Source organism: Enterobacter cloacae complex sp. (genome assembly GCF_900322725.1).
Classification (GTDB): domain Bacteria; phylum Pseudomonadota; class Gammaproteobacteria; order Enterobacterales; family Enterobacteriaceae; genus Enterobacter; species Enterobacter quasihormaechei.
In genome coordinates this window covers 4,595,349-4,617,363 of record NZ_LT991957.1, presented here as the reverse complement: position 1 = coordinate 4,617,363, position 22,015 = coordinate 4,595,349, and the positions used below count along the sequence as shown (strand labels likewise).

General features: G+C 52.0%; 17 protein-coding genes. All 17 read left to right on the top strand.

Going from position 1 to position 22,015, the window contains the following annotated elements; translation table 11 throughout:
- Nucleotides 1–75: 75 nt before the first annotated feature.
- The 17 genes from DBR02_RS22610 to DBR02_RS22530 all read left to right on the top strand — a co-directional run bounded on the left by DBR02_RS22610 (nucleotide 76) and on the right by DBR02_RS22530 (nucleotide 22,008).
- Nucleotides 76–2,004, top strand: a complete 1,929-nt coding sequence (locus tag DBR02_RS22610; RefSeq protein WP_107535514.1) for a type VI secretion system Vgr family protein — start codon at nucleotides 76–78, stop codon at nucleotides 2,002–2,004.
- Between the two features lie 11 nt (nucleotides 2,005–2,015).
- Nucleotides 2,016–2,810, top strand: a complete 795-nt coding sequence (locus DBR02_RS22605) for a DcrB-related protein (RefSeq protein WP_107535513.1) — start codon at nucleotides 2,016–2,018, stop codon at nucleotides 2,808–2,810.
- Between the two features lie 2 nt (nucleotides 2,811–2,812).
- Nucleotides 2,813–4,075 carry a polymorphic toxin type 46 domain-containing protein gene (locus tag DBR02_RS22600; RefSeq protein WP_107535512.1) on the top strand — a complete coding sequence of 421 codons (1,263 nt, stop codon included), beginning with the start codon at nucleotides 2,813–2,815 and terminating at the stop codon, nucleotides 4,073–4,075.
- On the top strand, nucleotides 4,068–4,448 hold the full coding sequence (locus tag DBR02_RS22595) for an immunity protein Tsi6 family protein (protein ID WP_107535511.1): 381 nt from the start codon (nucleotides 4,068–4,070) through the stop codon (nucleotides 4,446–4,448). The genes DBR02_RS22600 and DBR02_RS22595 overlap by 8 nt, the downstream gene beginning before the upstream one ends.
- A gap of 36 nt (nucleotides 4,449–4,484) precedes the next feature.
- A complete protein-coding gene (tri1, locus tag DBR02_RS22590) occupies nucleotides 4,485–5,585 on the top strand; it encodes an ADP-ribosylarginine hydrolase Tri1 (RefSeq protein ID WP_200444351.1) in 1,101 nt (366 codons plus the stop codon).
- A gap of 618 nt (nucleotides 5,586–6,203) precedes the next feature.
- A complete protein-coding gene (locus DBR02_RS22585) occupies nucleotides 6,204–6,641 on the top strand; it encodes a hypothetical protein (protein WP_233157816.1) in 438 nt (145 codons plus the stop codon).
- A gap of 127 nt (nucleotides 6,642–6,768) precedes the next feature.
- Entirely contained in the window at nucleotides 6,769–8,727 is a 1,959-nt protein-coding gene (locus DBR02_RS22580; RefSeq protein WP_107535508.1) for a type VI secretion system Vgr family protein, read from the top strand.
- A 21-nt stretch (nucleotides 8,728–8,748) separates the two neighbouring features.
- Nucleotides 8,749–9,819: a PAAR domain-containing protein gene (locus DBR02_RS22575; RefSeq protein WP_107535507.1), complete on the top strand. Its 1,071-nt coding sequence runs from the start codon at nucleotides 8,749–8,751 to the stop codon at nucleotides 9,817–9,819.
- Between the two features lie 24 nt (nucleotides 9,820–9,843).
- Complete coding sequence (locus tag DBR02_RS22570) at nucleotides 9,844–10,290, top strand: hypothetical protein (RefSeq protein ID WP_063868532.1); 447 nt, start codon at nucleotides 9,844–9,846, stop codon at nucleotides 10,288–10,290.
- A 14-nt stretch (nucleotides 10,291–10,304) separates the two neighbouring features.
- The gene (locus DBR02_RS22565) at nucleotides 10,305–11,384 is read left to right on the top strand and encodes a hypothetical protein (protein ID WP_063868533.1); all 1,080 of its coding nucleotides are present in this window, start codon (nucleotides 10,305–10,307) and stop codon (nucleotides 11,382–11,384) included.
- A gap of 250 nt (nucleotides 11,385–11,634) precedes the next feature.
- Nucleotides 11,635–11,982, top strand: a complete 348-nt coding sequence (locus tag DBR02_RS22560; protein WP_063868535.1) for an immunity protein Tsi6 family protein — start codon at nucleotides 11,635–11,637, stop codon at nucleotides 11,980–11,982.
- A gap of 298 nt (nucleotides 11,983–12,280) precedes the next feature.
- Nucleotides 12,281–14,821, top strand: coding sequence for a type VI secretion system Vgr family protein (locus DBR02_RS22555; RefSeq protein WP_107535506.1), 2,541 nt, complete (start codon nucleotides 12,281–12,283; stop codon nucleotides 14,819–14,821).
- Nucleotides 14,802–15,314, top strand: a complete 513-nt coding sequence (locus tag DBR02_RS22550; protein ID WP_063868538.1) for a hypothetical protein — start codon at nucleotides 14,802–14,804, stop codon at nucleotides 15,312–15,314. Before DBR02_RS22555 ends, DBR02_RS22550 begins: the two co-directional genes overlap by 20 nt.
- Nucleotides 15,315–15,380: 66 nt before the next feature.
- Complete coding sequence (locus DBR02_RS22545; protein WP_226842299.1) at nucleotides 15,381–15,944, top strand: hypothetical protein; 564 nt, start codon at nucleotides 15,381–15,383, stop codon at nucleotides 15,942–15,944.
- A 3-nt stretch (nucleotides 15,945–15,947) separates the two neighbouring features.
- Nucleotides 15,948–17,024 carry a hypothetical protein gene (locus tag DBR02_RS22540; RefSeq protein ID WP_107535505.1) on the top strand — a complete coding sequence of 359 codons (1,077 nt, stop codon included), beginning with the start codon at nucleotides 15,948–15,950 and terminating at the stop codon, nucleotides 17,022–17,024.
- Between the two features lie 76 nt (nucleotides 17,025–17,100).
- Entirely contained in the window at nucleotides 17,101–17,541 is a 441-nt protein-coding gene (locus DBR02_RS22535) for a DcrB-related protein (RefSeq protein WP_107535504.1), read from the top strand.
- A gap of 3 nt (nucleotides 17,542–17,544) precedes the next feature.
- The gene (locus DBR02_RS22530) at nucleotides 17,545–22,008 is read left to right on the top strand and encodes an RHS repeat-associated core domain-containing protein (RefSeq protein WP_233157829.1); all 4,464 of its coding nucleotides are present in this window, start codon (nucleotides 17,545–17,547) and stop codon (nucleotides 22,006–22,008) included.
- Nucleotides 22,009–22,015 lie beyond the last annotated feature (7 nt).

The following is a 22,015-nucleotide window of genomic DNA, read 5'->3' as shown; positions in this document are numbered from 1 at the left end:
ATATATACAGACAGCTTGTCGAAACAATTCGTCATTAAAAATTTTTTCAGCATAAACCATTACGGAATAAAGATTATGCTCAACCGAATTACCGTTCAGCTCCCGGTCGAGGGGCTGCTTTTCTGGAAACTCTCCGGCCGCGAGGCGATGTCCGAGTCGTTCGCGCTGACGCTGACTCTGCTCGGCACGGACGCGCGCATTGACCGCAGCAGGCTGCTCGGTCAGCCGGTCACGGTGACCATCCCCACGCAGAACCTGCTCACTCCCCGCTACATCAACGGCAAGGTGACGCGCGTGGCGGTGAGCGCCGTTGAGCTGTCGGGCACCCGCTACGCGGTGTACCAGCTGACGGTGGAGCCGGACCTGTGGCCGATGAAGCGCGACCGTAACCTGCGGATCTTCCAGGGCCAGACGGTGCCGCAGATTGTGAAAACCCTGCTGGGCGAGCATCAGGTTAACCTCGAAGACAAGCTCACCGGCAGCTACCGGGTGTGGGACTACTGCGTGCAGTATCAGGAGTCGAGCCTGGACTTTATCAGCCGCCTGATGGAGCTGGAGGGGATTGCGTACTACTTCAGCCACGAGGCGGACAGGCACACCCTGGTCCTGACTGACGCTGCGACGCAGCATCAGCCGTTCAGCGGCTACGAGGTCATCCCGTACCACCAGACGCCGTCCGGCGGCAGCACTGACGAAGAGGGCATCAGCCAGTGGGCGCTCGAGGACAGCGTGACGCCGGGGATTTACAGCCTCGACGACTACGACTTCCGCAAGCCGAACGCGTGGCTGTTCCAGGCGCAGCAGAACCCGGCGTCACCGAAGCCGGGCAGCATAGACGTGTACGACTGGCCGGGGCGCTTTGTGGAGACGGGCCATGCGGAGTTCTACGCCCGTATCCGTCAGGAACGCTGGCAGGTGGAGCATCAGCAGATTCAGGCGACGGCTACCGCAGCGGGCATTGCGCCGGGCCACATCTTTACCCTGACCAACGCGCCGTTCTTCAGCGACAACGGGGAGTATCTGGTCACGGCGGCGGGCTATCACTTCGAGGAGAACCGCTACGCCAGCGGCGAGGGGGAAACCATTCACCGCACCGATTTCAGCGTCATTCCGGCGGCGGTGTCGTACCGTCCGGCGCAGTCCACGGCGTGGCCGCGCACCTACGGCCCGCAGACGGCGAAAGTGGTGGGGCCGCAGGGAGAGAGCATCTGGACGGACAAATATGGCCGGGTGAAGGTAAAGTTCCACTGGGACCGTCTGGCGAAGGGCGATGACACCAGCTCCTGCTGGGTGCGTGTGTCGAGCGCATGGGCAGGCCAGGGCTACGGCGGGGTGCAAATCCCGCGTGTGGGCGACGAGGTGGTGGTGGACTTTATCAACGGCGACCCGGACCGTCCGATTATCACCGGGCGCGTGTACAACGACGCGAGCATGCCGCCGTGGGCGCTGCCGGCTGCGGCAACGCAGATGGGTTTTATGAGCCGGACAAAGGACGGCTCCGTAGATAACGCTAACGCCCTGCGCTTTGAGGACAAGGCGGGCGCGGAGCAGGTGTGGATCCAGGCCGAGCGCAATCTTGATATTAACGTCAAAAACGACGAGTCTCATTCTACTGAAAAAAATCGTACCCAGTTTGTTGGTGAAGATGAAACCTTACGGGTAGCGAAAAACCAGAAGTCAGGTACTAAAGGCGATGTAATATGCCTGACGGGTAAGAGCCGAAGCGATAAAGTGGTAAATAATTTTATCCTTTCAGCGGGCAATGCACTGAGACTTGAATGTGGGGAAAGCGCCATCGAATTATCAAAAGACGGTAGCGTTCATATCATTGGTAATAATTTTAACTTTACTGCAAAACAGAATGCGCAAATTAATACGCTTTCCGGCGAACTGCACTTGAACCCTGATGATGGGCGAAACGTCATCGAGCCGCCTGGCGCATCCCTTCAGGGTGAAATCCAGCAGGAAGTGGATAGTTTTTTTGTTATTAATGGCAATAAGTAAGAGTAACCCGAATGGCTGATTATATTCTTCAGGAAGCAACCCTCGCTTTACCCGATGTATTTAAAGACAGAACCATGAATTTATTTACCCTGAGCGATAACGGAGCCAGCGAGTTTACTTTTGTTGTTTCTCGTGCGAGTGCTAAAAACGAAGAAAAAGTCCATGATGCGGCAACTCGCCTGGTGCGTGAACTGGAAATTACGGTGCACGACTTTCGTCTTGAATCCTCTCAGATGACTTCAGTTGATGGTCACGCGGCGGTAGAGCTTTTTTATCAATTTAAAAATGATAACTCGGTCATTTTTCAGAAGCAGACTGTGATTTTGCTCGATGACCATCCCGGCGGGCAAAAGATGGTGTGCTATATCGGTACATGTCCGGGAGAATTTAGCGATTATTATCATAATCAATACCAGGAAATTATCCGCAGTATTAAGTTCCACAAACCTGCTCAGACTGAAACCAAAGTAATGCTCGCTGCCGATAGCCAGGGGCCCTTTTTTGCGCTTGATAGTGAAAGTAAGGTACTTAGTGTCTTTGAAAACATTCAGAAGCTTTATGGCCATCTTTCGCTTCAGCGGGCGAAAGAGGGGCAATATTTGCTTTTTGAAAAGCAGGGTCAACCACTCAGTATTGCACCCGTCCCGGACAGCCAACCCCTTCGTTACGCATTATGGAAGACTTCTGCTGAGGAAACACATCAATTAATTTCACAGCTTTCCGTCTGCCGTCAGATCTCTGGTTCTGGCCAACTTAATACACTCGATCGGATACGAGAATATCTGATGGCACAGCGAGCCGAATAGTCATGTCCGAATTTCTGGCTGCTCGCGTAGATGATGAGATCGCTCATACAGCCTCTAAAGGCTGGATGATCGCGGGACTCGTTGGCGGGGCAATTCTGGGCGCCGCTGCCGTTGTCGTCACCGGAGGAACAGCCCTGGTGGCGGTTTCTGCCGTGGCGGCTGGGGCATGTGCTGCGGGTGGGTTGGGTGAACTCCTCGGCAGTATGTCATGGGCACCACGTCACACTACAGGTACACTTAAAGAAGGTTCACCCAATGTCTTTATCAACAGCCGAAAGGCTATCCGCGCTCATCTCTCAGCCGGGGAGTGTGACGAGCACAGCGGCAGCCTGCAACGGGTTGCCGAAGGTTCAATAAAGGTTTACATCAACAACTTTCCCGCTTCCCGCACAGGAGATAAGCTGACATGCAGCGCTGAGATTAGTCAGGGATCGCGAAATGTTATTATCGGTGGAAGCAAGGTTCAGACCGATGAAATAAGTCCTGAAATCCCTGAATGGGTAAACTGGACGATGCTCGCCGTTGGTGCTGGTGCCATGGCGGTGCTGGCCAGTCCGGCAATCGCACTTCTGAGTACCCTCGGTGCGATGGGCGGTGGGACTATTGGTAGCTACGCGGGGGGAATGCTGTGTGGCGAAGGTAGCGACGGTCAGAAATGGGGGATGCTGATCGGCTCCGTTATCGGCGGCGGGGCTGGCATTAAAGGCGGGGCACGGTTTGATGCGTGGCGGGCTGGTAAGCCTGTTCTCGAACCGGTTAAGCCAAATGTTTCGGCCCGAAGGGCTGAACTTAATGAAAAATTTGGACGCACGGGCGATCTCAATAGAGATATTAATATCCGTGCAAACCAAAAAATTGTTGATGATTTTATGCGCTCGCAGGGTGTTGAAGAAAGTAAAATACCAGCTTATCGCAGCGGTATAGATCTTGAGCAGAGAGTGACAGTTGAAACAATAAATAAAGGTAAAATAGCTTATCAGAATCAATCACCGGGGAATTGGCAAGGTAACTGGTATTCACTTGACGAATCGACCCCTGCCACAAAGCTTGGAATTAATCCAGAAGGACAGGTCAGGGATACGGGGTTAATTGTTCCTAAAGAAGTAAAAGCTTATCAGGCGCAACAAAAAGTAGAAATGCTACGAAGTAGTGCTACACCAGCCTTGGACACGTGGTCTGTACCAGACAAACCTTTCCAGACAGAAGGCGGTGGGATACAATGGTTTACCACTAAGCGTGATATTTGGACTCCATATAATGAATGACATGACAGCTTTGAATTATGTTGAAAAAGCATTATCTTTAGCAAAAAAGAGATATGCTGAGGTCAAAAATCAGGATCCCCACTCCCGGCTTTTACAAATGTACGACTCTATTGTACAACAATTATTATTTCTACGGGATTTAATTGAAGGCAAGGAAAAGGATAAAGCGAAATTATGGAAAATGACGTTCGGTATGTATGCGGTGAAGGAGTTCGATAACTCTGATGAGTTGTTTTTTGAAAGGTTGTCGGATGCCTGGTTTATTGTGGATCAAATCCGCCGAGGGTTAAAGGTTAGACTGCCGCATGAGGTTGATGCCAATTACAGAATAAAGCAACATAATCTTAAAATGAAATATCCTGATGAATTTTAGGGTGTGATATTAAAAATATTTTATTATGGGTGAATGGTGATAGACTTACATGCTAATTTGAATGTGTTGTTAAAATATGTAGATATATATAGTAAGTACTTACCTGTTAGCAGTCTTTCAGTCCAGCAGAAGATGCAGTATAAATATAATGTTAAACTATTAGAATCATCTTCTGATTGCGATGCACAAAAACAATGGGACTTAACACCACAATGTAACATCTCACTCGCGGAATCACGGGATCGTGCTGTCGGTGCGCTTATAGGTCTTGCAGTTGGAGATGCTGTAGGTACGACGCTCGAATTTTTACCTCGTGACAAAGCACATGTCAAAGATATGATAGGTGGTGGGCCATTTCGACTCCGCGCAGGTGAATGGACGGATGATACATCCATGGCATTATGTCTTGCGGAAACGCTTCTTGAGAAAGGTGATGCTGATACTATATGCTTCAGGAATAAACTTCTGGAATCGTATCAGCATGGTTATAATAGTTCAAATGGCGTCTGTTTTGATATAGGCAATACAACTCGGTTTGCTTTGGAGCAATATTTAGCTGTTGGTCCTGGGTGGAGCGGCAATACAGCGCCAGAAACAGCAGGAAATGCTTCCATTATCAGGCAAGCACCTGTCTCTATTTTTTTTAGAAAGTCATTAAGTAAAGCGTTTTATGAGGCTAAAAAACAAAGTATAGCAACGCATGGAGCCGCGGAAGCAATAAATAGTACACAGTATTTAAGTTATTTACTTGTGCATATTATTAACGGTAGTAATAAAGATTTTGTTTTTTCTCCGCACGTCATGCCGCTACAGCCACGTGTAATGATTATCAACGTGGGTGAATATAAGCAAAAAACTCGCGATCAGATTCGTTCAAGTGGTTATGTTATCGATACGCTTGAGGCCGCGATGTGGTCCGTATGGAATACTGATAACTTCCGGGATGCGATTCTGCTGGCTGCCAATCTTGCCGATGACGCTGACAGCGTTGCGGCGACGGCGGGACAAATAGCTGGAGCCTTATATGGTTATTCCGGTATTCCGCAGGAGTGGAAAGACAAACTCGTACAGCATGAACGTATCGCCAAATTGGCCGGTGAATTGTTCGATAGGGCTCCTGAAGACATCTTCTTGTAATTGTTTATCTTATATGGCACGGAAGGATCTCCGTGTCATAAATCTGGAGAAAAAGTAGCGGGCTAATGTTTTAACTCTAGTATACAAGCATGGATAAAAAATGAAATAATGAAATGGACTGACTTTATAATTTTTATATTTATCGCTTAAGCCTATATATGGAACGGGAAAGATCTTTACGTACTAAAAGAGTGGCGAGACTTTGAATGAAGTTTATTTCAGTGTTGGCTGGTGCGTTTGCATAGATGCTCATTTTAGTTGGTGTTTCAAATTTCACCGCATTGCTGGACAGATAAAACGCGCGCGCGATAGCAGTAATATTACCTGCATCTCTTATGACAGTGTTGTTGTCGAAATTTGTTGTTGTGATGTGGAATGCTATTTTTGAGAGTATTATGCGATTTCATAAACAGTGAAATACCCCAGAAATGTATTTAAAGCTATCGTCTCTGTCTGCCCGGTACGGGGCTAAATTACATCTGGTAGCATAATGTCTCGCCTCGTTAAGTTGTATCCTGATGCTCTATGGTAACTGGTTTGGCAGTATAGGCTGATATGAAGAGGTTAGATGGATGCTGGCATTGCCAGGATATGTAAAATAAGTAAATGCAGGATATTATGATGCATTTGTTTTTCTTTGTTATATTTATGATTTGGACACTGGCGCTTATCTGGAATGGAAAAGATTTGTTCAATATAAAGCAATGGTTTCTGTCCGGATTGATGTTTATGATGGTATTAGTAGCTACGGTCGTTGTCGGTTTTACATTGAAATGGCTCGCTCAGTCAATGTCATTATTTTCTGTTGCTACGGCAAAACACTATTCGACCATATTTTCTATGTCTTTCCTGTGCGTTTGGGGATTGAAGGTTACCGTTGTCCTGCTCTGCACCATTTTTTCCGGGGTTATGCGTGGGCATGAAAAGCACAACGAGGATAATTATGGAAAATTATTGTCAGTAACACGCATCATTGCGCCTGGCTTACTTATCGCCGCTAAAAGTGCAGTTTCCCTGGGAAGCGTTCTTATGTTCTCAGGTTTATGGCTTAAATAAAAATGATATTAATTTTAATTTGGTAGCAAAGGAAAGAAATCTTTCAACTACTCATCATCACATCAACAGCGTTTAGAGATGAGTTAACTTCTGGCACCGAGATTAGTCCATAGTGGAATAAAAGATTATGCTCAACCGAATTACCGTCCAGCTCCCGGTTGAGGGGCTGCTTTTCTGGAAACTCTCCGGCCGCGAGGCGATGTCCGAGTCGTTCGCGCTGACGCTGACCCTGCTCGGCACGGATGCGCGCATTGACCGCAGCAGGCTGCTCGGTCAGCCGGTCACGGTGACCATCCCCACGCAGAGCCTGCTCACTCCCCGCTACATCAACGGTAAGGTGACGCGCGTGGCGGTGAGCGCCGTTGAGCTGACGGGCACCCGCTACGCGGTATACCAGCTGACGGTGGAGCCGGACCTGTGGCCAATGAAGCGCGACCGTAACCTGCGGATCTTCCAGGGCCAGACGGTGCCGCAGATTGTGAAAACTCTGCTGGGTGAGCATCAGGTTAACCTCGAAGACAAGCTTACCGGCAGCTACCGGGTGTGGGACTACTGCGTGCAGTATCAGGAATCGAGCCTGGACTTTATCAGCCGCCTGATGGAGCTGGAGGGGATTGCGTACTACTTCAGCCACGAGGCCGACAAGCACACCCTGGTGCTGACTGACGCCGCGACGCAGCATCAGCCGTTCAGCGGCTACGAGGTCATCCCGTACCACCAGACGCCGTCCGGCGGCAGTACGGACGAAGAGGGCATCAGTCAGTGGGCGCTGGAGGACAGCGTGACGCCGGGGATTTACAGCCTTGACGACTACGACTTCCGCAAGCCGAACGCGTGGCTGTTCCAGGCGCAGCAGAACCCGGCGTCACCGAAGCCGGGCAGCATCGACGTGTACGACTGGCCGGGGCGCTTTGTGGAGACGGGCCATGCGGAGTTCTACGCCCGTATCCGTCAGGAGCGCTGGCAGGTTGAGCATCAGCAGATTCAGGCGACGGCTACCGCAGCGGGCATTGCGCCGGGTCATATCTTTACCCTGACCAACGCCCCGTTCTTCAGCGATAACGGGGAATATCTGGTGACGGCGGCGGGGTACCACTTCGAGGAGAACCGCTACGCGAGCGGCGAGGGGGAAACCATTCACCGCACCGATTTCAGCGTCATTCCGGCGGCGGTGTCGTACCGTCCGGCGCAGTCCACGGCGTGGCCGCGTACCTACGGCCCGGAGACGGCGAAAGTGGTGGGGCCGCAGGGAGAGAGCATCTGGACGGACAAATATGGCCGCGTGAAGGTGAAGTTCCACTGGGACCGTCTGGCGAAGGGGGATGACACCAGCTCCTGCTGGGTGCGCGTGTCGAGCGCATGGGCAGGCCAGGGCTACGGCGGGGTGCAAATTCCGCGCGTCGGCGACGAGGTGGTGGTGGACTTTATCAACGGCGACCCGGACCGTCCGATTATTACCGGGCGCGTGTACAACGACGCGAGCATGCCGCCGTGGGCACTGCCCGCTGCGGCGACGCAGATGGGCTTTATGAGCCGCAGTAAGGATGGCCATAAAGATAATGCCAATGCCTTACGATTCGAGGATAAGGCTGGGCAAGAGCAGATCTGGATTCATGCTGAAAAAAACATGGACACCGAGATCGAGAACTGCGAGACACATGACGTAGGGGTAGACCGTAAAAAAATTATCGGCCGGGATGAGCACGTAACGGTTAAGCGTAACCGGGACGTGAACGTGGGGGCGAATTCAACCAGCAACACGGGTAATCAGCACAAATTCAATGTAGGTAAAAACCAAACCGTATTGACTATGGATAAAGAGGGAAATGCTCTGCTGGAAGCGACAACCTCGATTAAGTTAAAGGTGAATGATAACTACATTCTTATCACGCCATCGACAATTGAAATTATCGTTTCCGAAGGGACACTCAAGGCTGAGAGTATTACTGAGGCATCCTTCAAAGGGACGGAGTTGACGAAGTTAGGCGGCGGAATAAATGCCGAGATGAAAGCTAATGATACTCTTAATCTCAATGGTACAAACCTGACAGATATTAAAGGCGCTGTTGTTAAAATTAACAGCTAATATGTAGAAGGATTTTTGAACATGGGACAACCTGCCGCCAGAGCGACCATAGATGTCAGTGCACATTCGGGGCCAATACAGTCGGGAAGCCCGGACGTCATCATCGGTGGTTTTCCCGCCGCTCGAAAGAGTGATACGTTATCCTGCTCGACGCACGGCAGCGGTATTATTGTGGGGGGCTCCGGTACTGTCTTCGTTAACGGTATGCCACTTGCACGTCAAGGAGACAAGACGAAGTGTGATGTCAGCGGCTCACCGGCACCTGCCATACCGAAAGCAGCAGCACCTCAATATTGGGGGGGCTCGCTGGCGAAAAATGCCGGCGAAGATGGGATGATGCACGGCGAAAATTTTGATGCTCGTGTTCTGGGTGCGTACGCCAGCCTCGAAGATAAAAACCTCAACGGTGATTTTGATACCGCTTCAGCTGGTTTTGCGTTGGCGGATATTACCATTGGGAATATGAAAAGTAAGGATCTGCTGCGGGCAGAAATGCGTAATAAACTCGCCGTCGCCAATGCAACGGGGTCTCTGTATGGTGGCGGCAACGATATTTATGGCTTCAATGCGAATGCCGCTGCGACAGGTGAGCAATACGGTGGTTCAGTTGCTGCGGGTAAAGAAGGAACGTTGTATGGTGGAGTATCAGGGGATGTAACTATCGGTACAGCAGAAGCTAAAGCCGTATTAGAAGTTTATACCGGCAATGATGGGAAGTATGGTTTGACTGCTGACGCTGGTGCGGAAGCGAAAGGAGTGAAAGGCGAAGTTTCAGGTAACCTTGATATTCTGGGCATCGTTTCCGGAGAAGCAAAAATCGACGGTAGCTTTGGGTCTGCTGGTCTCGCGGGAGGTGGAAGCGCTTTCTGGGACACTAAAGATTATTCCGTTAACGTCAGGGTAACAGGTGGGGCTGCAGGGCTTGTAGGGCTTAAGGGTGATGCAAGTCTGAAAGTGGCATTTAAGCCTATACTGGATTTCTTTGACTATTTGTATGGCGAAGAGGATGAGCCAGCCGTAACCTCTGTTCCGACAGAAAGCGGGGATGGGACAATTATTACCGGGTGTGTTACTGTTTTAATAGGCGATTAAAGGATGTGAGAGGACAATGAAATAATGAAATGGGCTGGCTTAACGATTTTTATTTTAATCACTTTGATCTATATCTGGAATGGAAAAGATCTGTATACAAAAGAAGAATGGCGTGGCTTTGGAATAAAATTCATTTCAGTACTGATTGGTGCATTTGTATTGGTCATTGTTTTGGTTGGCCTTTCTAAGTTCATCCCGTTGCTAACCAGAGAAACTGCACGGTCATTATCAGTAATAATACCAGCTTCCTTTATGGCAGTGCTTCTGTCGAAGTTTTTTGTCGTGATGTTGAATAATATTTTCGATATTATTATGCGATTCCACAAGCGCTATAACACTGCAGCAAACTATTCAAAATTATTATCACTATCTGGTAAGTATGGGGCAAAATTACGCCTGGTAGTAAAGTGTCTAGCCTCGTTAGGCTGTATCTTAATGTTCTATGGTATCTGGTTTGGCAGCACTGTCTGAGTTGAAGAGGTTTTATGAACACTGATAATAATTATGCTTTTCCCGTCGTCTCAACCGCAACCAATGAAGAGATTAAGGCGAACTACTGGAAATGCCTGTATACCTCTGCTGATAATAAAATGCTTCAGTACTGGGTGATTTTGCCAAATCGTGTTAAGCCAGCTGAACTGGCCCCGCAGCACCTTCCTGAGGTCGGCTTGACGAACTTGGGTCGCTATGCCACCGATGATGCGCAGCCCTATATGGAAGTTTGGGCCGCTTATGAACGCTGTCTGTGGGAGATGAATCCCTCTGATTGGCTGTTTAATAAACTGGAACTGATGGGCGAGAAAGTGTTGAACCAGCGCTTGATTACGCATCCTTCCGGTAGTGGCCTTTTTGCAGATGTGCTAACTCTCAAAACGCACTCGTCCGGCGACGAGGTCATTTCACGTTATACCGTACAGAAAGATTACAATCCGCAAGAAGGAGGCGGGAATTATTTCCTGATTAAAGCGGCCTGTGCCGCTCGCGACTACCCTGCGCTGGCGAATGATATTTACTTTACTGTGGTGAACTGGGATTTACTGCATCGTAGTAACCTGGTTCTGGCTGAACTGCTTAAGACCGTGAGCCTCAGCGCTAAAAACAGCAGTGGATTTAAAGTACCGGAATCCTGGCAGGTGAATCCTCTTACAGAAACGCGTCTGGTGGTCGAGCACTCGTTTGATGGCACTAACTACGGTGTCATTAATCTTTGCTTTTTTTCGCAGGAGATGGTGTTTACCGCGCAGGATGTTTTTAGCGTTTCGATTAAACGGTTTCACGATCGAGAACCTGCCGTTACGCTTAAAACTGAAGCACTTGCTACTATTCCAAATGAGTTTAATCCATCCCTCGGAAAAACACTGTGGACATGCCGGGGGGAAATGTTCAGCGCAGAGGAAGAAATGCGCGCTGTTTACCAGTGCTATATTTTTAGCGTGGGCAAAGTCTGGTGCTATGCAGAACTGATTGGCAGACACCGTAACTATCATGATTACCACTTCGAGGCGAATAAACGCTGCCTCGAAATCATCCTGTCAACATTCCATATAGAAATGCCTAAACCTTGAATCTATATTCAGGAAAATTCACACGCAGCGTGAATTTTCCTTTTTTAGATGGACGTTAAATTTGTCAATTTCCCTACATTATTAATATTATCTCCACGATAAACCATCACGATCAGAAGTCGAGTCTGAACTTCATCAGTTGTCTGATGGAACATCAGCAGATTCAAGCCATCACCACGGCGGCAAAGATTGCACCAGATCACATCTTCACAGATGCTTTCAAGCGAAAAGAATATATTTGAGGTGTCTCATGAGTAAAGAAAATCACACCGCGTTGGATTATATCGATGATACTATTGATGCAATTAATTATCGATTAGAACAAAATCCAACATTTTCTTTATATGTTATGGCGAAGAGTCAGTTGGGTTATGTTAAATCTCTTCTAACTGGTGCTGAAAAAAATAAAAGCAAATTACATTCATTGAATCTTGGAGTTCTTGCATCCAAAGAGTTTGATACTACCGATACTGAACTTGCTAAGCATTTGTCCAATGCTAATTATATAGCGTCACAGATGGAGCAAGGATTAAAAATCACTCTACCTCATGAAAAAGATTTGGAGTATTTAAAAAGACAAAAAAGATACCATAAGTAATCAGTGTTTTCAGCTATTTTCTGACAGGTGTTAATATCCTTTAGGCCTTGTTTTACCCTATCTGGTTTGGCAGTGCAGTTTCCCTGGGGAGCATACTTATGTTTTCAGGCTTATGGCTTAAATAATTACGACATTAACTAAAATTATCTAAATAAAACTACAGGAAAAGCGGCTTTATTTTTTGGCAAGAGAAATAACTCTTACAGCTACTCATTATCACATCAACAGCATTCCCGCTTTGCGTATTGAGATGAGTTAACTTCTGGCACTGAGATTAGTCCATAGTGGAATAAAGATTATGCTCAACCGAATTACCGTTCAGCTCCCGGTGGAGGGGCTTCTGTTCTGGAAACTGACGGGCCGTGAGGCGATGTCCGAGTCGTTCGCCCTGACGCTGACAGTGCTCGGCACGGACGCGCGCATCGACCGCAGTAAGCTGCTCGGCCAGCCGGTCACGGTGACCATCCCGACGCAGAACCTGCTGACCTCCCGCTACATTAACGGCAAGATTACCCGGGTGGCGGTCAGCGCCGTTGAGCTGACGGGCACGCGCTATGCGGTGTACCAGCTCACGGTGGAGCCGGACCTGTGGCCGATGAAGCGCGATCGTAACCTGCGTATTTTCCAGGGCCAGACGGTGCCGCAGATTGTCAAAACCCTGCTGGGCGAGCATCAGGTCAACGTTGAGGATAAACTCACCGGCAGCTACCGGGTGTGGGACTACTGCGTGCAGTATCAGGAGTCGAGCCTGGACTTCATCAGCCGCCTGATGGAGCTGGAGGGGATTGCGTATCACTTCAGCCACGAGGCGGACAAACACACCCTGGTGCTCACCGACGCCGCCACGCAGCATCAGCCGTTCAGCGGCTATGAGGTCATTCCTTACCACCAGACGCCGTCCGGCGGCAGTACGGATGAAGAGGGCATCAGCCAGTGGGCGCTGGAGGACAGCGTGACGCCGGGGATTTACAGCCTCGACGACTATGACTTCCGCAAGCCGAACGCGTGGCTGTTCCAGGCCCAGCAGAACCCGGCGTCGCCGAAGCCGGGGAGCATCGACGTGTATGACTGGCCGGGACGCTTTGTGGACAAAGGTCACGGGGAGTTCTATGCCCGTATCCGTCAGGAGCGCTGGCAGGTTGAGCATCAGCAGATTCAGGCGACGGCTACCGCAGCGGGCATTGCGCCGGGTCATATCTTTACCCTGACCAACGCCCCGTTCTTCAGCGATAACGGGGAATATCTGGTGACGGCGGCGGGGTACCACTTCGAGGAGAACCGCTACGCGAGCGGCGAGGGGGAAACCATTCACCGCACCGATTTCAGCGTCATTCCGGCGGCGGTGTCGTACCGTCCGGCGCAGTCCACGGCGTGGCCGCGTACCTACGGCCCGGAGACGGCGAAAGTGGTGGGGCCGCAGGGAGAGAGCATCTGGACGGACAAATATGGCCGCGTGAAGGTGAAGTTCCACTGGGACCGTCTGGCGAAGGGGGATGACACCAGCTCCTGCTGGGTGCGCGTGTCGAGCGCATGGGCAGGCCAGGGCTACGGCGGGGTGCAAATTCCGCGCGTCGGCGACGAGGTGGTGGTGGACTTTATCAACGGCGACCCGGACCGTCCGATTATCACCGGGCGCGTGTACAACGACGCGAGCATGCCGCCGTGGGCGCTGCCGGCGGCAGCGACGCAGATGGGTTTTATGAGCCGCTCTAAGGGGGGCTCCGTGGACAACGCCAACGCCCTGCGCTTTGAGGACAAGGCGGGCGCAGAGCAGGTGTGGATCCAGGCCGAGCGCAACATGGACACCAGCGTTAAAAACGATGAAACGCACAGCGTCGGCGGGGCGCGCAGCCATTACGTGAAGAAAAATGAACTGCATCGCGTGGAAGCGAACCAGACTCAGGCGGTGAAAGGCGGAACCGAGATCCTGACGGGGAAAGGCAAGCTGGATGCGGCGGTGGAGCAGTACGTCATTGCTTCCGGGACGAAGCTGCGGCTGGTCTCAGGTGAGAGCGCTATTGAGCTGAACGCTAACGGCAAGATTAACCTGATCGGCAAAGAGTTCAACTTCTTCGTGGAAGGGGATGGTTATATCACCACGGGCGGTAAGCTGCATCTGAATACCTCTGGCACCAAGCCGGGCACAACGGCGCCGGGTTCTGGGCATAAAGGGGATATTGATGCGGCGGTGCAGGAGAAATTTACGCCGGGAAAGGAGAGTAAGGCTGGTTTGGCTGCCAGCGCACCTGCCGAAACCTCTAAAAACGCTACGCCTCCGGCATCCAGTGTTCCTTCAAGCGGATATGGAAAGGATGTGGATAGTCTTGTCGATAAATCACCTACTATGAAAAATGACATAGCTACGTTAAAGAAACGAGGCTGGACATTTGAAGAAGGTGAAGCAGGCAAGGGGACGTTTGCCAATCGTCAAAAGCGCGTTATTACCGTTGATAAAAATGAGCTCGGTAACCCGAATGCAGTCGTTCAGTCTCTGTCACATGAAAGTGGTCACGCTTTATATGAACCCAACATTGATTTTTCTTCGCGCGACGCCTATCTCAACAGCACACTCAGTGATGAAGGCGCTGCAACGTTGAACAATATCCGGGTCCAACGTGAAATCATAGCCAACAAGGGCGGGGATATAGGTATTGCGGGCAATCCGGCAAATCAGCCACAATATAATCGTATCTATGATTCGCTCGAACGCGGGGCCATAAAGGAAAGTGAAGCGCGCACGCAGATAGGCCGTATCTTTGGCAAAGGCGAACAAACGTCTACCACGGGGCAATATTACGAAGATTATTATGGCGGTTGGTATGATAAAAATTATCCATAGTCTAAAAACGAGTGCAGTGCTTGCGGCTTTATTAACGACAGGAATGGCAGGAGGTAACATGCAGAAACAGGATCTTTGGCAGTTCATTGCAGAAATGAGCGCATCACTCAAAACGTTGTCCGTTAACAGTCTGGATAACGCTCCGTTGTCATTCAAGCTAACGAAACAAAATGAATATATCAATTTCTATAATGCCGACGATATCAAACTGGCGGATGGAACGAACATTACTGCAATTGATTTACGTTTAAGTAGAGAAAGTGACGGGATGGCACCGTTACTGAATTTTTCACCGTCCGGCCAGTGCATCACTCTCGACACTGTTAAAAAACATTATCCGCAACTGACGTTAACTGATTATCCCCGAGGCCGTTCGGAGAACGAAGTGACCAGTTATACAGCGGCAAAGGATATGAATGGGCAAAAAATAAGCTTCAGTTTCACGGTAAAAAAACCTGACTGCTTGGGTGGGGTCGCTATTAGCACTGACTAAAAATGATTATTTCATTACTCACCGCTTTTTAAAGTGGTGAGTGGCATAATATTTATCCAGCAAATGATGATTAACGTGAAAAAACGCCTTTCTGTCTCTCTTTTTTTTACCCTCATGTCTACCTTTCTGAGCAGTTATGAAGTAGTGGCTCAGACTATGCCGCCCATTCTGGCTAAAGAGGATTTTTCTCTGCTGATAAAAGATCAGATTATGGCACTGGGTGATAGATGGAGTCCTGAGGTTGCGCGTAAAATTGCAGTTTCTGTGGAAGGTAGTTTTGTCGGTGAGGTTCCTTTTGACGAAACGAACTATAAATTCTACCAGCATCAGAAGGCTGGGTTAAAAATATTCAGTTCCAATCTCTGGTGGGATAAAACCGAGCGAAGTGTTGACGATTATATTGTGGCGCAGATTACGTTAACTGCTGCGGATGGCAAAACAGTTCGCGGGATCCATATTGGTTCAACAATAAATGAACTTAATAAAGCTTACGGCAGTGGTCAGGTCGAAAATGATTCCGGGGAGCAGTGGGTTTCCTATGAAATGGGTAAGAAATTGCTCTCTTTTGAGGTTAAAGACAGTAAGGTTGTGAAAATAACGATGAATTACGATAATGGTACCGCTGAGTGATTTATGACCAAAAAACATTTGGCAGCCATATTGTTCACAGCTTTATTGACAGGCGTAGTTGAAACGTCAACGGCGCTTGAATTATCCCAATACAACAAGCTCGATACGGTTAGTCACATCGTTAACGACAGCGAAGTGACAGACAATCTCAAAAAAACGCTGGGAAATAATTACCAGACCTTTATTGATAACTTTGATGTTTTCGGTGAACCGCATACTATCACAGGTGGCGGATTGTTTGTTGAAGGCTGGCTAAAAGATCTCTATCAGGAGAACGCGTCAGCGATGGTCATCAATCCTGACGGCAAAATCTTTGCAGCCTGGGTGGTTCCGGCGTCGGATGTTATTCATTACCAGTCAACTGACAATAGCCCGGCTATTCATGCCGATATTCAGCAATGGGCCGCCAGATTCAATACGATGCATTTTGCAACATTCGGCCAATCAAAACCCGCGTTTGACGGAGAGTGGGTTGGCGAATTCGAGAACGACTCGACGTTAACCCTGCGGTTAGCTGAATCAGACAACCGGATCACCGGCTCTTATTGCTATATCTCCCAGAGAGGAAACCGCATTGATTGCCCGGAAGATGATGAACAAAATCTTAGCGGTACGATCGCTGGCAATCGTGCCAACGTTGAGTTCAACTCATCGTTTGGCGGCGTAGGTGGACGGGCTGTTCTGGAGATAAAGGGGCGTGAAATGGAGTGGCGTTTAATTACTCCTCCTCAAAAAGGAAATTACTATGCTCCGCTGCGGTATACGTTAAGTAAAGCCGCTTCGGTTCAAAACGCGGAAACCAGAAAACTGGACACCGATAAATTCGCTATTTCGCTGATAAACAAATGCGGCCATTTTGAGAGAAAATGTGACGAGATGGTTTATCTCGGCGTGCGCAAAAGCGATAACAGTACGATCTCCTTAATGGGAAAAACGTTGCGCGACTCGGCAGGTAAAATAATCGGCTCAACGTACAACAATGGCGAGATCGTTTACACCGTGACGTATGCACCTGTGAAATTGGTTGTCAGCAAAGGCAACCATGTTTTAGTCGAACAGTCAGGCCAGTGGCTTAAATAACAAAACAGCCAGACAAAGGGCCAGCATGGATTGGCCTCTTTTGTTTCTCATCATATTAATCATCCCGAGTTCACTTATGAAATACACCCTCCAGGAAGGTTCGTTTTCCCTATTTCCTGCTGCCTGGCAGGATAACAGCATGAACATCATTCGCGATGACGAAAGCGGGCTGTCCGTGGTGGTCAGCCGCGGCGCTATCCCGGACCGCAGCGACTACGAACAAGAGTTCCACCGCCAGTGGGACGTGCTGCGTCCTCAGATGGGTGAGATCGCCCAGAGCGAATTCCGGAGCGTAAAAGCCGGGCCTGACGGAAAAATTAGCGGACTGGAAGTCGAGACCACCTTTGACCGCAACGGGCAGCGCCTGTGGCAAAAACAGCTGGCCGTGCAGACGCCGGACAAACCGGTATTGATGGTTTTTACCCTCTCAGCGCTCAGAGCATTCACTGAAGAGGACGAGGTGCGCTGGAGCGCGCTTAAGCAGAGTCTGACGCTAAACGACAACCGGAATGTGTAAGGCATGAGCGATAACAACGCGGCCCGTAAGGGCGACGAGATTATTCACTCCAGCATTTTTGCTGACATCACCAGCATCGTGGCGGAAGGTGCTGCCTATGCGGTGATCGGCGCGGCGGTGGGCGCGGCAGCGACCGTCGCGGCTCCGCTGCTGGGTGCCGGAGCCGCTGCCGCAGGCGTGGCGGCGATAGGATCCAGCTGTCTGTTGAGCGGCATTATCGGCGGGGTTCTGGCGAACGTTGCGGGGATCACCGACGATATCAGCAACGCCGCTGAAGGGCTGGGTAACGCGCTTTTCCCGCCGTCGCCTGCGGGCAAAATCACCACCGGTTCCAGCAACGTTCTGACCAATTCGATCCCGGCTGCACGCGCAGCCGGGACCTTGACCCCTGCCGATACGCCTTCCCCTGAGCCGCAGTCGCCGGGCAGCTTTGCCGACTACGCGGGCATGCTGCTTTCCGCCGCCGGACAGTTCGGCAGCGAAATGTGGCAGCCGAGCGTGGCTTCTGCCGCTGCCGGCACCTCGCCGCTGGAAGAAGATAAGGTGGCGTGCGATAAACACTCCGGGCCGCAGTATCTGGCTGAAGGCTCCAAAAGCGTCTTCATCAACGGGCAGCCCGCGGTGCGCGCGAAAGATCGCACCACCTGCGAGGGCACCGTGTCCGACGACGTCTCCCCGAACGTGATTATAGGCGGCGACACGCTGACGGTCCGCGACATCAAAAGCGGCAAAACGCCGGGCCTGGCGCTGGGGATGATTGCGCTCTCCTTGCTGCGCGGGCGTCCTGGCAAGATTTTGAAAAACATGCCCTGCGCGCTGGCGTCTGCCGGCGGCGGGATGCTGGCGGATATGGCGGTCAACGCCGTGTTCGGCTCCTCGCACCCGGTTCACGCCGCCACCGGCGTGAAGGTGCTGAATGACGACGATGAGCTCGATTTCTCGCTGCCGGGGCGCTTTCCTTTGCGCTGGCAGCGCAGCTACAACAGCCTGACTACCCGCGAAGGGCTGTTTGGCCTTGGCTGGGCAACCACCTTTGACAGCTATCTGACGCTGGAAGAGAACAACGCCACCTGGTTCGACGAAACCGGGCGCGAGCTGAGCTTTGCGCTGCCACCGGTCGACCGCGCGTTTTACAGCATTAGCGAAGGCATTATTATCCGTCGCAATGACAGCGGCGACGTGGCGATTGCCGACGATGACGGCGCGGTGTGGCGTCTGTATAAACCGACCCGCGCTAACCCCTCCATCCTGCGTCTGGCGTCCCTCAGCGATGAATACGGTAACGCACTGCTGACGGAGTGGGACGAGCACGGCAGGCTGGTCGGTCTTCACGACGAGCCGCGGGCGATTGACGTCACCCTGCGCTATGAGGACGAGCGTTTCCCGCAGCGCGTTACCTCGGCGAGCCATTTTGACGGCAGCCGCACCTGGCCGCTGATGCAGTGGGGCTACGACGGGCGCGGCCAGCTGGCCAGCGCGACGGATGCCTCCGGTGTAGTGACCCGTGAATACCGCTATAACGATAACGGCCTGATGGTCTGGCACCGCCTGCCGGGCGGGCTGGAGAGCGAATACCGCTGGCAAAAATTCGACCACTGGCGCGTGGTGGAAAACCGCACCAGCACCGGCGACGGCTGCCGCTTTAGCTACGATTTAACCGCCGGGCTGACCACCGTCGAGCACTACGATGGACAGACGCGAAAGCACTACTGGAACGCGCAGAGCCTGATTGTTCGCTACGTTGACGAGCGCGGCGAGAACTGGCGCTACGAGTGGGATGACAACGAGCTCCTTACGCGCCGCATCGATCCGCTCGGCAATGCCGTCACCTTCGTCTATGACGAGATGGGCAATCGGGTGCAGGAGATCGACGCAGACGGTAACGCCCGCACCACCACCTGGCTGGAGCACCGTGCGCTTCCGGCGTCAATCATTGAAGCAGACGGTAGCGCGACCCGCTTCTGGTACGACGAACATCACGGGCTGAAGCGCGTGGTCGATCCAGTGGGGCACGTTACGCAACTGCGTCGGGACGAGTATGGGCAGGTGGTTGAAGAGGTGGATGCCGCCGGCAACAGCCGCTTCCAGGAGTACAACGAGGCCGGGCAGGTGGTTCGCGCCACGGACTGCTCTGGTCGGGTTACTCAGTATCGCTATCATCCGCTGGGCTGGCTGGTGGCTGAGATCAGCGCTGACGGCGAAGAGACGCGCTACCGCTACGACGCCGCGGGGCGTCCGGTACAGCTCGATCGCCCGGAAGGGTGGACAGAGTCGCTCAAATGGAACGAGCGTGGCCTGCCGGTGAAGCATGCGGGTGCCGACGGGAAAGAGAGCGAGTTTAAATACGATGACGCGGGGCGCTTAACCGCCACGCGTAATACGCAGGGTGAAGAGGTTCGTCGCCGCTGGGACAGCCGCGGGCGTCTGATTGCTCTGGAAAACGAAAACGGCGAAGCGTACCGGTTTATCTGGGGCGAAGACTCGCTGCTGCTGGAAGAGGTGGGGCTTGATGGCGTGGCCTCGCAGTATCGCTACGATGCCTGTGGCCGCACGATAGCACGCACCTTTGCCGCCGGACATCCGGAGGCCATCACGCATGCCTTCGCCTGGAGCGCGAGCGGTCAGCTGGTGGCCCGCACCACGCCGGAAGGGCAGACCCGCTACCACTACACGCCGTCCGGGCTGTTAAGCCGGATTGGGCTGCATCCTGCGCTTTCAGCCAATGCCTGGAGCACCGAGGCGGAGCAGGAGCTCGCCTTTGAGTATGACGCGCTCGGCCGCGTGACGCGCGAAGCGGGCGAGCACGGTGAGCTGGCGTGGGAGTATGATGCGCTGGGCAACCGCACCTCCGTCACGCTGCCCGATGGCCGCGAGCTGAAACAGTTCTACTACGGCAGCGGACATCTGCTCAGCATTGCTCTGGATAAGCTCTCGGTTTCCGATTTTACCCGCGACGAACTCCACCGCGAGACCAGCCGCACGCAGGGGCTGCTGACCACCCGCAGCGAATACGACCGCCTTGGTCGCCTGCATCGGCGGGACGTCTTTACCGGCAACGCCCAGCGCCCGTCGCCGCGCCGCTGGTCCCGCCGCTGGGATTACGACTACCGTAATAACCTGGTTCGCGAAGAGCGGGACGATAATCCGTTCAGCTGGTACCGCTGGCAGTACGACAGCGCAGGGCGCCTGCTGGTTCAGGACGGTACTCTGCCCGGCCAGGAGCAGTGGCGCTGGGATGCAGCCGGTAACCCGCTGGAAGGCTCTGCTGAGAAGGTCACGCACAACCGCCTGACGCAACTGAACGGCATTCGCTGGCGCTATGACGTCCACGGTCGTACCGTTGAGAAAGATAACGGCCAGACCCGCTGGCACTATCGCTACGACGGTGAGCACCGCCTGACGGAGGTGATCAGCCAGCCGCGGGACCGCAACAGGCCGCAGACGCAGGTCAGCTTCCGCTACGATCCGCTCGGACGACGAATCAGCAAAACGCGCCGCCAGATGCTGGGCGGCCAGCCAACCGGTAAGCCTGTCACCACGCGGTTTGTCTGGGAAGGGTTCCGCCTGTTGCAGGAAGTGCACGGGGAAGTGCCACTGACCTACGTCTACAGCGATCAGGACAGCTACGATCCGCTGGCGCGTATCGACGGGGTTGATGCCCCGGAAATCTTCTGGTTCCACTGCCAGCCGAACGGCACGCCGGAGCGGATGACGGATATCGAAGGGCAGGTGCGCTGGGAAGGGGTAAACAGCGCCTGGGGCAAGCTGCTGCGCGAAAGTGAGACGCAGGTATCAGGATATTCTCAGAACCTGCGCATGCAGGGGCAATACCTGGACCGTGAGACAGGGCTGCACTACAATCTGTTCCGGTATTACGACCCGGACTGCGGAAGGTTCACGCAGCAGGACCCGATAGGGCTGGCGGGGGGGATAAACCTTTACCAGTATGCGCCGAATGCGCTGGGGTGGGTGGATCCATTAGGCTTACGATGTGGGCGAACTAATACTTGGAATGATTTTCAGCGGCAGCATAAAGGTCGTTTCAAATCATCAACTGAAGCGGCTTCTGCTTATAAAAAATTAGTTAATGAACAATCGCCTTGGCCATTAAATGAGCCTCCTTTAGATGCAACATTAGTCCCAGGGACTCGAGTAAAAATGGCCGTATCTCCAGGCCAGCCAGCGACGAGACCTGGAGGGTTTGCTACATTTGACGATATTCCTAATGCTTCATATGTTAGAAATGAGCTCGCTGTGAAGATGGAATGGAAACCGGATATTGATAGAGTAATAACTTATGAAGTTAAGAAACCATTACCAGTTAAAATTGGTGCGGTTGGACCTCAAGTTGATAAAGGTGCGAATGTATATCTGCCTGGTGGCGGTACACAAGTCGAAATGGCTGTGCCACCTGCAGAACGCATGAATTATTTGGAAGTTATTGACGAGTCGTTGCTCAAGCCCTAATTTATAA